This is a genomic window from Zhengella sedimenti (assembly GCF_046506625.1).
Classification (GTDB): Bacteria; Pseudomonadota; Alphaproteobacteria; order Rhizobiales; family Rhizobiaceae; genus Zhengella; species Zhengella sedimenti.
Map to the genome: position 1 here is coordinate 692,046 of NZ_JBKFFP010000001.1, position 14,730 is coordinate 706,775.

10 protein-coding genes are annotated in these 14,730 nt (G+C 63.8%); 2 read left to right on the forward strand and 8 right to left on the reverse strand.

Translation table 11 applies throughout. The features are described 5' to 3' along the window. The first annotated feature begins 32 nt into the window (after positions 1 to 32). A complete protein-coding gene (locus tag ACLB6G_RS03500; protein ID WP_410354715.1) occupies positions 33 to 479 on the forward strand; it encodes a MarR family winged helix-turn-helix transcriptional regulator in 447 nt (148 codons plus the stop codon). A gap of 14 nt (positions 480 to 493) precedes the next feature. Here ACLB6G_RS03500 and ACLB6G_RS03505 read toward each other — a convergent pair whose 3' ends face one another. From ACLB6G_RS03505 to ACLB6G_RS03515, 3 genes are all read right to left on the reverse strand, one after another. Continuing rightward, a complete protein-coding gene (locus ACLB6G_RS03505; protein ID WP_410354716.1) occupies positions 494 to 3,271 on the reverse strand; it encodes a cation-translocating P-type ATPase in 2,778 nt (925 codons plus the stop codon). Between the two features lie 117 nt (positions 3,272 to 3,388). Continuing rightward, positions 3,389 to 3,874, reverse strand: a complete 486-nt coding sequence (gene bfr / locus ACLB6G_RS03510) for a bacterioferritin (protein ID WP_410354717.1) — start codon at positions 3,872 to 3,874, stop codon at positions 3,389 to 3,391. Between the two features lie 103 nt (positions 3,875 to 3,977). Further along, positions 3,978 to 4,286 carry a (2Fe-2S)-binding protein gene (locus tag ACLB6G_RS03515; protein ID WP_410354718.1) on the reverse strand — a complete coding sequence of 103 codons (309 nt, stop codon included), beginning with the start codon at positions 4,284 to 4,286 and terminating at the stop codon, positions 3,978 to 3,980. A 363-nt stretch (positions 4,287 to 4,649) separates the two neighbouring features. Here ACLB6G_RS03515 and ACLB6G_RS03520 point away from each other — a divergent pair, with 363 nt between their 5' ends. After that, a complete protein-coding gene (locus ACLB6G_RS03520) occupies positions 4,650 to 5,981 on the forward strand; it encodes an MmgE/PrpD family protein (protein WP_410354719.1) in 1,332 nt (443 codons plus the stop codon). A gap of 38 nt (positions 5,982 to 6,019) precedes the next feature. Here ACLB6G_RS03520 and ACLB6G_RS03525 read toward each other — a convergent pair whose 3' ends face one another. The 5 genes from ACLB6G_RS03525 to ACLB6G_RS03545 all read right to left on the reverse strand — a co-directional run bounded on the left by ACLB6G_RS03525 (position 6,020) and on the right by ACLB6G_RS03545 (position 14,670). After that, positions 6,020 to 7,990, reverse strand: a complete 1,971-nt coding sequence (locus ACLB6G_RS03525) for a putative bifunctional diguanylate cyclase/phosphodiesterase (RefSeq protein ID WP_410354720.1) — start codon at positions 7,988 to 7,990, stop codon at positions 6,020 to 6,022. Between the two features lie 196 nt (positions 7,991 to 8,186). After that, complete coding sequence (locus ACLB6G_RS03530) at positions 8,187 to 10,013, reverse strand: putative bifunctional diguanylate cyclase/phosphodiesterase (protein ID WP_410354721.1); 1,827 nt, start codon at positions 10,011 to 10,013, stop codon at positions 8,187 to 8,189. Between the two features lie 107 nt (positions 10,014 to 10,120). After that, positions 10,121 to 11,536, reverse strand: a complete 1,416-nt coding sequence (locus tag ACLB6G_RS03535) for an ATP-binding protein (RefSeq protein WP_410354722.1) — start codon at positions 11,534 to 11,536, stop codon at positions 10,121 to 10,123. 74 nt (positions 11,537 to 11,610) lie between these two features. Continuing rightward, on the reverse strand, positions 11,611 to 12,951 hold the full coding sequence (locus ACLB6G_RS03540; protein ID WP_410354723.1) for an aminotransferase class I/II-fold pyridoxal phosphate-dependent enzyme: 1,341 nt from the start codon (positions 12,949 to 12,951) through the stop codon (positions 11,611 to 11,613). Between the two features lie 267 nt (positions 12,952 to 13,218). Then, positions 13,219 to 14,670, reverse strand: a complete 1,452-nt coding sequence (locus ACLB6G_RS03545) for a sensor histidine kinase (protein ID WP_410354724.1) — start codon at positions 14,668 to 14,670, stop codon at positions 13,219 to 13,221. Positions 14,671 to 14,730: the final 60 nt, after the last annotated feature.

Here is a 14,730-nt window from a genome sequence, read left to right on the forward strand (position 1 = left end):
CGGTTCGGCGCTCGACGGGAAAGGACGGTGGCATGATTGCAAGCTCGCGGATGCCGGGGCATCTCATCAGGCGGCTGCATCAGAAGTCGACGCAGGTCTTCACCCGTCACGTCCGCGCGGCCGGCTACGACCTCACGCCGGTGCAGTTCGCGGCGCTGGATGCCCTTCGCCATGTTCCGGGCATCGACCAGGCCGGACTTGCCGATGCCGTCGGCAAGGACCCGGCGACCATCGGCGCCGTGGTCGACAGGCTGGCGCAGAAAGGCTTGCTCACCCGCGTCAGGAGCCGGGCCGACCGGCGCGCCCGCGTGCTCGAACTGACCGGGGAGGGCGAGGCGGTCCTAGCTGCATTGCTGCCGGTCGTCTCCGGTTTGCAGCCAGAAATCCTCGACGGTCTCACCGAGGAGGAGTACGCGCAGTTCATCCGGCTCGCCGCCAAGGCGGCCGCCACTCCGGACAGGACCGGTGACGGCGGTTGAGGCACGGCACCGGGTCATTGCCGGCGGGGGGAAAGGACGAGGAAGAGCATCCCGGCAATCCTGCCCGCGAGGACGGGAATGAAGGCGAGGGCGGCGATCATAGCCCAGGCCTCGCCGGGGAGCGCAACCAGGTTGAGCATCGCGGCAAGCTGCGGCTGGACCTGAGCGCCGGCAAGGATGGCGAGACACAGGGCCACGGCGCCCCAGATCCAGCCATTGCGTGTGAGGCGGCTTCCCAGGAAGCCGTCGCGCATGCTGCGCATGCTGAAGACATGGAGAAGCTGGGCAAGCGCCAGGGTATGGAATGTCATGGTCGTTACCGCGTCGCCGGTCAGGCCAAGCGGTCCCATGGCGATGAACAGCGCGGCCAGCGTGGTTGCCGCAATCAACGCGCCGTAGAAGACGATCCGCGCCCAGTGACGGCGTGCCAGGATGGGCTCGGCGGGTGGGCGCGGCGGGCGGTCGAGAACGCCATCGTCGGCCTCGATCGTGCCGAGCGCGAAGGCGGGGAAGACATCGGTGACCAGGTTCAGGAACAGGATCTGCAACGGCAGGATGGGCAGGGGCAGGCCAAACGGCACAGCCAGGCCGACGACGAGGATTTCGCTCAGGTTGCAGGAGAGCAGGTAGACCACGAAGCGGCGGATGTTCATGAAGATGACGCGCCCTTCGCGGATCGCGTCGATGATCGTGGAGAAGCGGTCGTCGCGCAGAATCAGGTCGGCGGCGTCGCGGGCCACCTGTGTGCCGCGCCGGCCCATGGCGATGCCGATATCGGCCTTGCGCAGCGCCGGGGCGTCATTCACGCCGTCGCCGGTCATGGCGACAACCTCGCCGGCATCCTGGTGAAGGCGGATGAGGTCCAGCTTCTGTGAAGGATCGACACGGGCGAAAATGCGCGTCTCGCGCAGATCGCGCTTGCGCGCCGGCGCGGCATCGTCCAACGCCTCCAGATCCCTGCCGACGATACCGTGATCGCCGTCGCCTGAGAGGCCCACCTCGCGCGAGACATGGCGCGCCGTGGCCGGATGATCGCCGGTGACCATGACGATCTTGATGCCGGCGCGCCGGGCTTCGGAGATGGCGCTGGCAATGTCGCCGCGGGGGGGATCGCGAAACGCCGCGACACCCAGAAGCGTCAGTCCTTCATAGACCGGCTCGTCTTGCGTCTGCATGGGCTTGCCGGCAATGGCGAGTAGCCTGAGTCCCTCGCCGGCCATGGCTTCGCAGGCGGCGCGCCAGTTTTTTTCCTCATCGCGGTCGAAGGGCCTTGCGCCATCCCCGGCCGCCACGGATGACAGCGCGGTGAAGACGGCTTCGGGTGCGCCCTTGACCGCGGCAAACAGGCTGTCGCCGTCGCGATGCACGGTCGCCATCATGCGCGTCGATGTCTGGAAGGCGTATTCCTTGACTTCCGGGCAAGCCGCCAGCACGGCAGGCTTTGTCTGGCCGCCGGCGGCGGCGGCACGCAAAAGGGCCACCTCCATCGGGTCCCCGGTCGCCGTTTCGCCGTCACCGGCCAGTTCGGCATTGTTGCACAGGGCGGCATTGCGCAGCAGGAGCGTCAATGCGGTGCCGGGCCGGTCCAGGGGCTTGCCCCCGCCGTCCACAAGCAGGCCCTGCTCCCGGTCAAGGCCGCAGGTGCCGTCATGGGTGACGATGCGTTCGACATGCATGGCATTTTCGGTCAGCGTGCCGGTCTTGTCGGTGAGGATCACGGTGGTGGCACCGAGTGTCTCGACGGCCGACAGGCGCTCCAGCAAAGCGTTGCGCCGCGCCATGCGCAGCATCCCGCGGGCGAGCGCCAGCGTGGCGACGATCGGCAGGCCTTCCGGAATCGCCGCGACAGCCAGCGCCACCGCCGATTCGATCATGGTCAGCAGGTCGCGTCCGGACCATATCCCGGTCAGTGCCACAGCCGCCGTCACCACGAGCGTCAGCCAGATCAGGTTGCGGCTGAGCAGTTCCAGTTGCCGTTCCAGCGGCGAGCGGTCGGGTTCGGCCTCCTCGACCAGTTTCGTGATATGCCCCAGTTCGGTGGCCATGCCGGTGGCCGTGACCACCGCCTCGCCGGTGCCGCGCGAGATCGCGCAGCCCTTGAACAGCATGGACACGCGTTCGTGGATGGTGGCGCCAGCCGGGACGGATTCCGCCGATTTCTCCACCGGCAGGGATTCACCTGTCAGCATGGATTCATCGACCGACAGGTCGGAGGCCTCAAGGATGCGCATGTCCGCGGCCACGACATCGCCGGCGTCGAGGATGACGATGTCGCCCGGGACCAGATCCTCGGCATTGACGGTCACCTGGCGGCCGCCGCGGCGGACGATCGCGCTGCGCGAGGCCAGCTGGCGCAGGGCTTCCATGGAGCGCAGGGCCTGCAGTTCCGTGACGAAGCCGATCAGCGTGTTGATCGCCAGAACGATGGCGATTGCCCCGAATTCCACCAGTTCGCCCAGTGCAAGGGCCAGAAGGGCAGCGCCGATCAGGAGATAGACGACAGGGCTGGCAAGCTGGCCGAGGAAAAGAAGAACGATACTGGCCGGCGGCCGGCGGCGCAGCAGGTTTGGCCCATGGGTGACGAGACGCTGGCGTGCCTCGTCGTCCGGCAGTCCCGTTTCCCGTTCGACGGCCAGACGCGACAGGACCGCTTCGGCGCTTTCGGCGTGGGGCGCCAGGGTCGCCGCAGCGTCCTCGAGGCCAGGCGGTGAAGGATGGCCCGCGGTGTTCCGGGACAGCCGGGGCTTCGCCCGGCCGCTTTCGCCTTTCTGATCCGATGTCCTGTCCTGCACCGCCGCCGCCTTGCCGTGACTCGTCCGACTTCACCTGCCTGAACGATCACTCCAGCAGATCACCCGGCAATGACAGATGTCAAACGCGGCGCGAACGGCAAAGCCATGCCGGCCCGGTCAATCGGCCTCGCTGGCGGGCGCGGCGTTGAGCTGGCCGTATTTCTGTTCGCCTATGGTCGACAGGAGTTCGAGCTGCGTTTCCAGGAAGTCGATATGGCCTTCCTCATCGGCCAGAAGCTCCTCGAACAGCTTCATCGTGACGTAGTCGCCGGCCTGCTGGCAGATTTCGCGGGACTTGCGGTAGGAATCGCGTGCCTCGTATTCGCCGGCCAGGTCGGCCTCCAGCACTTCCTTGACCGTCTCGCCAATGCGCAGCGGCGCCACCGATTGCAGGTTGGGGTGGCCTTCCAGGAAGATGATGCGCTCAACTAGCTTGTCGGCGTGGTGCATCTCCTCGATGGACTCCTCGCGCTCCTTCTTCGCCAGCAGCGCATAGCCCCAGTCTTCGAGCAGGCGGTAGTGCAACCAGTATTGATTGACCGCGCCAAGCTCCAGAAAAAGCGCTTCATTGAGCCGTTCGATGACCTGCTTGTCGCCCTTCATGGCTGTTCTCCCGGATTCGGTCGTTGCGGATCAAAAAGATGTATTGGTCATCTTCGAATTTTCGGGAGTCGGGTGCAAGCCGTCCGGACAGAAACAATCCGGATCAGGCGGCGCGGCGCGGGGCGCGGGCCGCCTTGCGCATCGCCTCCACCTTCTCATGCTCGCTCCGCAGCCGGTCGAGAAGGGAGACGACCTCGGCTTCCGGCGTCGCCAGTTCGCGGTGCCAGGCTTCGACCGTGCGCACGATGACGGCTATGGCGTTGGGAAAGCAGCCGCAGCAGCGGCCCTTCTTTTCGAGCGCATGGTAGACCTTGAGGGGGGTAATCACCTGCCACGAATCCTGTTCGAGAAAGCCGCGCACCACGGCCTCGATGTCGGAACCGGTTATGATGTTGCAGTGACAGATCACCATTGGCTTCACCCTTGTCGGACCATGATGACATGAGGAAGATCAGCGCCGATGTCAACATGAAAAGCCACATGAAAACAATAGTTTGGAATTATTCTAAACTATCAGGCGCCTATGTCTGTTCTGAAGACGAGAACAACTGTCAAGCGTTGCAAGGTGCGTTGGCGGCAAGTGCATCGCCGCTCCAGGGCCCGCCCGGAGAGCCTGCCAGGGCGAGCAGATCCCCCGACAAGAACGATTCCGCATAGGTGGTATCAAGGTCCGGCCCCTTGCCTGACCGGGTCGGCCGGTCCCATAAGATGCGCCTGTGTCACAGCGGGTGCCGCCGTGGCAAGATCGCGGGAAAACGGCCGGACAGGAAGCAGCATGGAACTCATCGATCTCGTTCTCGACATCGCCGCCTTGCCGGAGGCGAAGATCCCCGACAACGTGCGGCAGGTCGCTCAGGCATCACTCATGGACTGGATCACCTGCGGCAGGGCGGGGGCCGGCGAGCCGCTGGCGGGCAAGCTGCGCGGATTTGCGGCATCGGAGGGCGGAGCCGGCACGGCGACGCTGTTCGGCGGGGGGCGCGCACCGGCGCGCATGGCCGCGCTCGTCAATGGCGCGATCAGTCACGCGCTGGATTTCGACGATACCCATTTCGACCATGTCGGCCACCTTTCGGTCGGGATCTACCCGGCGGCGCTCGCGGTGGGCGAGGAGACGGGTGCGGCGGGGCAGGCGATTGCCGATGCCTTCGCCCTGGGCGCGGAGGCCGCCATCCGCATCGGCCGCGTCCTGGGCGCAGGACACTACAATCGCGGTTTTCACCAGACAGCCACGGCGGGCGCGTTCGGGGCGACGATCGCCGCTGGCCGTTTGCGCGGCCTCGACCGGGAGCGCATGCGCGCGGCCATCGGTCTTTGCGCAACGCGCGCCTCGGGCCTGAAATCCCAGTTCGGCACCATGGGCAAGCCCTACAATGCAGGAATCGCTGCATCCAACGGCGTGGAATGCAGCGCGCTGGCTGCAGCCGGGTTCACCTCGGCCGATGACGGGCTGATGGGAGACCAGGGCTTCATCCCCACGCATGGCGAGGGGCTTTCAACCGATGCCGCCTTCGAGGGCGGTATTCCGCCCGAAAGCTTCCGCTTGCCGGACAACCAGTACAAGTTCCACGCCTGCTGCCATGGCACCCATGCCATGATCGAGGCGTTGCTGCCGCTCGCGGCGGAAGGCCTTGAGGCCGGCCGCGTCCGGTCGCTGACGCTCCAAACCAATCCGCGGTGGCTGCGGGTCTGCGACATCAAGCGGCCGCGTACCGGGCTGGAGGTGAAGTTCAGCTATGCGTGGCTGGCCGGGATGGTGCTCAACGGCATCCCGACCGGCAATGACCGCACCTACACGGACGATCTCGCCGGGGAATCGCGCCTTTCCGATTTCGCCGGCAAGGTGACCGTGGCAGGGGACGATGGGCTCACTGACCTGCAGGCACGCTGCGAAATCGTGCTCGACAATGGCGAAACGCTGGAAGCCGTCCACGACCTTGCCGACCGTCTTCCGGCGGATGTGCTGCTGTCAAGGCTCCGCGACAAGGCCCGTGCGCTTGTCCCGGGCGGGGCGGAAGCCATCATTTCAAGGGTCGGCGCGCTTGCCGATTGCGATGCCGGCCATCTCGCACGGTTGCTGGAGCAAGCCCCCGGTTCGACGGCCTGAACGTCCCGACGGCGCGGGCGCAGGCAAGAGGGATCCCTTCAGGATGAAAGCCGGACGGCATTGCGGATGGGCAGGGACCCCGCCGCCTGATCCCGCGAGCAGGACAGCCAGGCCGTGGCCCAGGACCGGCCGGCGAGCCCGGCGGTCAGATCGGCCGGGACAGGCTTGCTGAACAGGTAGCCCTGTCCGATAAGCGGTCCCTTGGCGGCCAGAAGGGCCGCTATGCCGGCGGTTTCGATGCCCTCCGCCGTCACGCCGAGGCCCAACTTGTCTGCAATGCCGATCATCGTGTCGACGATGACGGTGCTTTCGCGGGTCCGGCCGAAATCACGGATGAAGGACTGGTCGACCTTGAGGCGGGTGAAGGGGACCCGGGTGAGAAGCGAAAGCGACGAATAACCGGTCCCGAAATCGTCGATGGCGATGGAAATGCCCATGTCGCGCAGGCATTCCAGCCGCCAGATGACGGCCTCGATATCCTTGATGAGCGCATTCTCGGTGATTTCCAGTTCCAGCCGCCCGGGCGGCAGGCCGGTTCTTGCCAGGATGCCGGCGACCATGGTGGGAAAGGCCGGATCGTGAAGCTGGACCGGCGAGACGTTCACCGCCACGAACGGGCCGTCCCTGCCCCAGGACAGCGCCGTTTCGCAAGCCTGGCGCAGGACCTCCTCGCCGATGGCGCCGATCTGGCCGAACTCCTCGGCAAGGCCGATGAATTCGTCGGGCCGGACCAGACCCTCGGAAGGCCTGCGCCAGCGTGCCAGTGCCTCGAAACCGGCCGTAAGCCCCGTGCGCAGATCGACAAGCGGCTGGAAATGGCATTCGATCTCGCCACGCGCGACGGCGCGGTCGAGGTCGCGGATCCGCTCGTTGCGCTGCCGGAATTCGTCGCTGATCTCGTCATTGAACCAGCCGACGGCAATGTCCGTGCCCTTTTCGGCGGTTTCCAGGCCATGACCGCTGTTCCGCAGCAGCGCAACGGCGTTGGCGCCTTGCCGTGCAATCGCCGCGCCGGCCTGGATGCGCAGCCGGATCTCGTTGCCGGAGAGCACATAGGGCTTGAGCAGGGCGGAGAGTACGTCGCGCACATCATGCTGGGTGGCCGCCAGGCTGCCGGAACATCTCGTCCGGAAGGCAAAGGTATCGGCGCTCATGCGCGAGACCTCGACCTCGTCCATGTCATGAAAACGGTCGGCGATCATGCGCACCAGCGCGGCATCGGAACTGGTCTCGTCGTCAGCCAGATGGCGATCGAGGTCGACCAAGCGAACCTGGCCCAGCGCGAAGGTTGCGGCTGAATCCATCGCGGCAAGGGCCTCATCGACGTCTGCGAGGAACTTGCCCGGGCGCGCCAGGCCGGTCACCGGATCGAAGCGCAGGAGGCGTTCGATGCGGGCTTCGTTCTCCATCTGCTCGGTGATGTCCAGCGCCACGCCGACGAGGCGGGCATTGCGCTTGCCCGAGCCGGGAACGAGGTTGCCCATGGAATGCACCCAGCGGACGGATCCGTCGCAGGTGATGACGCGATGGCGAAGGTTGTAGGGCTTGCGCCCTCCCGACTGGATCGTTTCGAGGATGGCCCGTTCGCTCTCCCGGATATCGTCGGGATGGCGACTGGACCGGAACTCTTCCATCGTCAGCTGGTGGCCGCGTGGCAGGCCAAGCCGGCTGACAAGTTCCGAAGACGTGTAGGCGAGCGTCTGCTGGCCATTGGCCAGATCGATTTCCCAGACGCCGCCGCGCGCAGTGGTGAGCGCGAGTTCAAGACGCCGCTCGCTCTCCAGGGAAGCGTCGTAGGCGGCGGTCATGCGGTTCCAGGCATGTCTCAGCGTCGCGTAGATGAGAAGGGCGGAGACGGTGACGAACAGCCATCCCTTGTAGGTCTGGAAGCGCGAATAGTCTTCAAAGGCGGGTGCAACGGTGACCAGAAGCCGGTCGCTCAGCAATATCCAGAGTACACTTCCGATGGCATAACTGAACGTGAAGAGGAAGGGCAGATGATGAAACATCTGTCCGGTCCGTCCGAGCAGGCTTGATTTCTTCCATTTCAAGAAAGGCATTCTCTCAGGCCCTGGTTTTTTGTCACGTCCTGGAAGCCTAGAGTTTCAAAGACTGAAAAAAGCCTAACGCCCGATGCCGAGTATTTGCAGGCGGGCGGCCCGTCTCGGCTGCAGGCCTTGCCATGCAGCCACGACGGGTCCGGCATCATTGGCCGCCGTAGACGAACCGGCTGATGAAATCCCGGGCGTCCCGCGCGGTCAGGGGGCGGCTGAACAGGTAGCCCTGTCCTTCGCGGCATCCCTGTCCGATCACCGCACGGAGCTGGCTTTCCGTCTCGATCCCCTCGGCCGTGGTGCCAACGCCGATGTTCCGGCTCAGATTGATGATGGCCTCGACGATGGCCGCGTCGGAGACGTTGTTCTCAAGGCCCTGGACGAAACGGCGGTCGATCTTGATCTTGTCGAACTGGAAGTTCTTCAGATAGGCAAGCGATGAATACCCGGTTCCAAAGTCGTCCATCGACACCCGCACACCCAGTTCACGAATGGCCTGAAGGGTCTGGACGTTCTTGCCCTCGTTGCCGAGCAAGGCGGATTCGGTGATTTCCAGTTCCAAGCGCTTGGGGTCGAGCCCGGAAGCGGCGAGCGCGTTGATCAGGGTGGACAGGAGCGACGGGCTTTCGAACTGGTGCGGCGACAGGTTGACGGCCACCTTGATGTCGTCCGGCCAGGTCCTGGCCTCCTTGCAGGCTTCACGCAGCACCCATGCGCCGAGCTGGTTGATCAGTCCGGTTTCCTCGGCCAGCGGAATGAAGATTTCCGGCGACATGAGGCCGCGGGTCGGGTGGGGCCAGCGGATCAATGCCTCGAAGCCGGTGATCTCCCTGCTGCCGATGTCGATCAGCGGCTGGTAGAAGAGCTCGAACTGCGAGTGCTGGACCGCGAGGCGCAGATCGCTCTCCAGCTGGCGCTTTTCTTCCTGTTCCTCCAGCATTCGCGCCTCGAAGAGGACCGCCCCGCCCCGGCCATTGCTCTTGGCATGATACATCGCCAGATCGGCGCCCTTGATCAGGCCGTCGAGATCGGAGGAAAAATGCGAGGCGCGGGCAACGCCGCAACTGGCGCCGATATTGATCGTCGTCCCTTCGACCTGGAACGGCTTTCCCAGTTCGCGTACCAGCATTTCCGCCAGTTCCATCGAGGCTTCGGGCTGCGAAGCGAAACGGGTGATGACAGCGAACTCGTCGCCGCCCAGGCGGGCAATGTCGAAATGTTCGGGAACGAGGCCGCGGATGCGCTCGCCCACGGTTCGCAAGAGCTTGTCGCCGGTAGCGTGGCCGAACAGGTCGTTGACAGCCTTGAAACCGTCGAGGTCGATGAAAAGAAGCGCGGGCTCGAGATCGTTGACCGGCATTTCGTCAATGGCATGGTGCAGGGCATCGCGAAAACCCTGACGGTTGAGCAGTTCGGTCAGCGAGTCGTGATAGGCGAGGAAGTGCAGTTTCTCCTCGGACACCTTGCGGCGGCTGGTCTCCGAACGGAGCGCACTCTCGCGATCAGTCAGGGTGCGGTTCAGTTCCTCCGTGCGCGCTTCCAGCGACCGCGTGGAAAGGGTCTTCCTGTCATGCGCCTTCTTGGCCTCGACCTGGCTGTTGATGCGTGCGATGGCGACGGCGAAATCGACAGGCTTGGTGACATAGTCGTTGGCACCGAGGTTCAGGCTCTCGACAACGTCCTCGCTCTGGCTCTTCGCGGTCACCATGATGACCGGAAGCTCGGTGCTGGTGAAGCGCTCGCGGACGCGCCGCAGCACCTCGTTACCGCTGAGATCCGGCATCATGATGTCGAGCAGGATGACATCGAATACCTGGTTTTCGACCTGCGTGAGCGCTTCCTGTCCGCAGGCCGCCTCGACCACCTCGAAGCCCCGGCGAACCAGGCGGCGGGTGAGGATGTCGCGGTTGTCGGCAACATCGTCGACGACGAGGATGCGCGGCGCCGGTTCGGCTTGTGAACCCGGCATCTCATGCATGTCAGCGGTTATCTGGTGTGCTGCTGCGGTATTCATCTGTGTCCGCCCTCTGATCCAACCTGTCTACTTAGACTAATTAGTATTTGTTGATTTAGCGTTATCGTAATTTAGGCTGCCTTGGACGTTTCATGACTTTCCCCGGATTCCACCGGCTGCGGTTGCTGCATCGTTTCGATATGCGCCGGGATGTCGATGGTGAACTGGGTTCCCTCGCCCGGACGGCTCGCGACCGTGATTTCGCCGCCGAGCAGGATGGCGAACTTCCGCGTGATCGCCAGTCCGATCCCGGTCCCGCCGAAACGCTTGGAAATCGACGCATCGGCCTGGATATAGCTCTGGAAGAGTTTCGGCAGGACATCCGGCGCGATGCCGATGCCGGTATCGGTGACCACCGCATGGAAGCGGTCATCGGCGAGGCTGCGCTCGATGTTCAGTTTCATGGTCACGGTGCCTGATTTGGTGAACTTGCCGGCGTTGCTGAGCAGGTTGATGAGCATCTGCCGCAACTTGGTCCTGTCGGTGCGCAGACGCGCCTCGCGATGCGGGCAGTCGATGTCGAAACGGTTTCCGTTCTTGACCACCAGGGGAAACGCGCTGGCGACGACCTCGTCGATCAGTTCGCCGAGGGTGAATTCCGAGACATCCACGGCGTTGACGTCGTTGACGATCTTGTCGGAGTCGAGCACTTCGGAGACAAGCGACAGAAGATGTTTGCCGGCCTTGTTGATGCGGACCAGGTCCTTGATGGCCTGATCGTTGCCATCCTTCGCGTCGCTCGCGTCATCGAGAAGAATTTCGGAATAGCCGATGATGACATTGAGCGGCGTGCGCAGTTCATGGCTCATCTTCGAGAAGAAAAGCGAACGGTGATGACTGACTTCCTCGGAAACGGCGCGCGCCTTTTCCAGTTCCTCCATGGTGGACCTGAACCGTTCGGCCTCGTGCTGGAGTTCGCTGCGCAGGGCGATGATGCGGGCATAATAGAGCGCCATCCACGACATGTAGACCGTGGCCGCCACGATCGACAGCCAGCTCAGTATTTGCAGGTCCTCGACCGGAACCGTGTTGGGAAGCCCGTTACGGATCAGGAAGGTCAGGAAGACGCCGACAATGGCCGTGAACAGGCCGATGACCAGCCAGGTGTTCTTTGAAAGATAGAAGAAGCCGAGCAGCAGGCTGACGATCAGCCATGGCAGGAACGGCGAGCTGAACCCGCCATAATGATAGGTTCCGAAAAGGGAGACCGCGGCCAGGCCGACGAAGGAAAGCAGCGAGGAGATCATCATGCTGCCGGTGTACTTGAGCACGAAGGTGAGCAGCAGGAAGCTGTAGATGCCCGCCACCATGACCTCGAGCTGATAGTTCACCTCGGGCGACACGATGTAGAGGTAGATCGCCATGGGCTGGGCAATCATGGGTCCGAAAAGATGGGTGAACACGAAGATCCGCGCCATCTCGATATTGGTGCGGCCGCGAATGTTCTTCGGCACGAACCAGTTGACCAGCCTGTTGTCCATCATCATCGTTCTGCTCCGATCCCCCGCCGGATCCCCCCGGCACAAAGAAAGGGCGCCGGCCCGGCCGGCGCCCTTTTCCGTCACACGGCCGCGCGCAGCGGCATTTCGTCGTAACCGGCATCGAGCCGGGCCTGGGCAATGCGCATGGCGGCGCCCATCTTGTCGGCCGCAGCCGTCACCTCGTCGTCCGAATGGGTCGCCATGACCTGCATGCGGAACCGGGCCAGGCCCTTGCCCACGGCGGGGAACTCCACGAGGTTGGCGATCAGGCCGACATCGGGGAGCGCGCGCGCGGTCATGCGCGCCAGCGCCTCGTCGCCGGTCTTCACAGCCACGATGGCCGAGGGGTCGCCGTAGAAATCCATGCCGCGGTCCTTGAGCTGCGTGCGCAGGGACAGGATGTTCTCCATCAGGTCGCGGCGCAGTTGCGCGCCTTCCGCCGAGCGGACGATTTCCAGCGCCTTGCTGACAATGGCCACCTGGACCGGCGACAGGGCGTTGGTGAAGGTGCAGCTCGGGCTGTAGAACCGCAGGTATTCCTTGACCGCGCGGCTGTTGGTGGCGACGAAGCCGCCGTTCGAGCCGAAGGTCTTGGAGAAGCTGCCCATCACCAGGTCGACCTTGCCGAGCATGTTCTGGATGCCGATGTGACCCGTCCCGTCGCTGCCCAGGCAGCCGAGGTCATGCGCCACGTCGACCATGAGAACGGCGTCATATTCGTGCGCGAGTTCCTGGAGCGCGGCGATGTCCGGCGTGTCGCTGTCCATGGAGAACAGGCTCTCGGTCACCAGCATGATGGCGCCCTCGCGGTCGCGCTGGCGGATGGCCCGCAGGCGGTCGCGGCAATGCTCGACATCGTTGTGGCGGAAGAGGGAAACGTTTCGTGTCGCCGCCTGGGCGCCGGTCTGGAGGCAGGCATGGGCCAGGGCATCCATCACGATGTGGTCATGGGAGCGGACAAGGCCCTTGATGACGCCGAAGCCGGCAGACCATCCGGTGGCGAACAGGATGGCATGATCCATGTGCAGGAAATCGGCGATTTCCCTTTCCAGCCGTACCGAGCTGGAGATGTTGCCGACAAGCGCCGACGATCCCGCCGAGTGGACGCCGTAGACGCCGATGGCATCGTGGGCGGCCTGGTGGATGGCCGGATGCGCCGACAGGCCGAGATAGTCCTGCGAGGCGAAGTTGACGCCCGTCGACAGGCGCCCGGCGTCGTCGCGCACCGAACAGGTGGACGCCGGTCCGGTCTCGGTTGCGCGGCCGAAGGGCCAGGTCCCCGACTGGCGGCGCGTGTCCTGCCAGTCGAAGAACCTCTCGCAACGACCCAGCAGGTCGCTGCCCTCCATGACCCTGAAATCACGCATGCTTCCCTGGAGGGCCGCTTCCGGTACGCCGTCAATCGTATGCTGGTTGGTCATTGTCGCCATCCCCGTTTTCTTTGTTGATACGCTTACTTAAGCCGGGGAAAGGAAAATCTCGGTAAATTCAAACGTTACTAAATTAGATAGTTGGACTATTGGTGAATCTCTTGTAAACGGCAATTGGTGATGGAAAACTGGGGTCAAAGATACTTCTTCTGCCGCACCGGAGTGTCCAGTGCGGCAGGGCATGATCAAAAGCCATCTCTGTCCGGTTCGTGATTGCGCGCGGGGCAAGACCTGCCATTCAGTCCTGCCGGGCCGGCCTCAGGCAGCGGTGGCCACCATGGCGCCATTGTCCGCCGCCGCGGCTTCATCCGTTCCGGCGGTGTGCCCGCCAACCTGCCAGCGGGCCGGGATCGTGACCGTGAACGCGCTTCCCCGGCCCAGCTCGCTTTCCGCCGAAAGCGAACAGCCCATGGCCTCGGCAAGCCGGTAGGTGATGGTCAGGTTGAGCCCCGTTCCGCCATATTTGCTCTGCGAGGCGTCGCGCGTGTCGAGCAGGTTGTGGAAGAGGGTCTTGAGGCGTTCGGGCGCCATGCCCTTGCCGGAGTCGCGGATTTCCACCGCATAGATCTTGCCGGCATCCGTTTCGCGGGAAGAGCACGTCACCGTGATCAGGCCGCGCTCGGTGTTCTCGCCGGCGTTGCGGAGGATCGCGTCGAACACCTGGACAAGGCGTTCCTTGTCCGTCTCGACGTCATCGACGCCGGGTTCGATGTAGAATTCGAGGGTGTTGCCGTTTGCGGTGATCACCTGACGGGCGTCTTCCATGGCGACGGAAACCAGATCGGCGAGACGGCATGTCTCCTGGCGGAACTGCATTCGGCCGGCCTCGATCTTGGAAAGGTCGAGGATCATGTTGATGAGGCGCAGCAGGTATTGGCCGGCATCGTGGATCTTCTCGACGTCCCTGGTCATCTGCTTGTCGCCCAGGTCGATCGCATCCTCCTTGAGGATCTGGCTGTATCCGATGACGGCATTGAGCGGCGTGCGCAGTTCATGGCTCATGCGCGCCAGGAATTCCGCCTTCATCCGGCCCACGCGGTCAGCCTTGGCCACGGCCTGGCGCAATTCGTCGGACGCATGGCGCCTGCGGCGGACTTCGTTTTCAAGTTCCACGCCGGCATCGAAGATGCGCGAATAGTAGATCGCCATGGTCGCGACATAGGCGAAGCAGGCCACTGTGGAGACGAGCCCCAGGCTCGTCATCGCATAGGCCGGAACATCGTTGGCCGGCGGCGCCATGAAGATGTATGCCACGAGGAAGGTGGAAAAGCAGAGCGAGAAGATCAGCAGCAGCGTGGACTGCAGGCGCTGTTCCCCGCCGATGTAGAAAAATGACAGCAGCGGGATGATGAGCACCCAGGGCAGAGTGGGCGATGCAACGCCGCCATTGTGATAGCAACTCCAGAAGATGCAGAAGTTCAGGTTCAGCACCGACGTGATCACAAGCCGGTCATAGTCGAACCCTGCCCTGAGCAGGAAGGGAAAGACCCAGAAACCCGTGATCGAGACCGACAGCCAGAAAGTGTCCATGCCGGGCGTCGGGTCCACAAGGAAAAGCGCAAGCGGAACCGTGTTGCCAAGGATCGGACCCATCGTGTGGCTGATCAGGAACATGCGCGCCTGGTTATAGGCTTCACGATCCATTTTCAGATCCTGGGGGATGAAGTAATCCACCAGTGCCATGTAGCTTTTCGCAATCTTTTCGAACATGCCCTGAACCCGCCTGTCATGCCCCTGTGGGGATCCCCGCCAGCCGAGAAACCCCTCCGG

What these genes read in the sequence shown, in the direction of transcription:
- ACLB6G_RS03500 (WP_410354715.1), top strand. Translation starts at nt 33, where the DNA reads ATGATTGCAAGCTCGCGGATGCCGGGGCATCTCATCAGGCGGCTGCAT.
- bfr (WP_410354717.1), bottom strand. Translation starts at nt 3,874, where the DNA reads ATGAAGGGCGACAAGCAGGTCATCGAACGGCTCAATGAAGCGCTTTTT.
- ACLB6G_RS03515 (WP_410354718.1), bottom strand. Translation starts at nt 4,286, where the DNA reads ATGGTGATCTGTCACTGCAACATCATAACCGGTTCCGACATCGAGGCC.
- ACLB6G_RS03520 (WP_410354719.1), top strand. Translation starts at nt 4,650, where the DNA reads ATGGAACTCATCGATCTCGTTCTCGACATCGCCGCCTTGCCGGAGGCG.
- ACLB6G_RS03525 (WP_410354720.1), bottom strand. Translation starts at nt 7,990, where the DNA reads ATGTTTCATCATCTGCCCTTCCTCTTCACGTTCAGTTATGCCATCGGA.
- ACLB6G_RS03530 (WP_410354721.1), bottom strand. Translation starts at nt 10,013, where the DNA reads ATGCATGAGATGCCGGGTTCACAAGCCGAACCGGCGCCGCGCATCCTC.
- ACLB6G_RS03535 (WP_410354722.1), bottom strand. Translation starts at nt 11,536, where the DNA reads ATGATGATGGACAACAGGCTGGTCAACTGGTTCGTGCCGAAGAACATT.
- ACLB6G_RS03540 (WP_410354723.1), bottom strand. Translation starts at nt 12,951, where the DNA reads ATGACCAACCAGCATACGATTGACGGCGTACCGGAAGCGGCCCTCCAG.
- ACLB6G_RS03545 (WP_410354724.1), bottom strand. Translation starts at nt 14,670, where the DNA reads ATGTTCGAAAAGATTGCGAAAAGCTACATGGCACTGGTGGATTACTTC.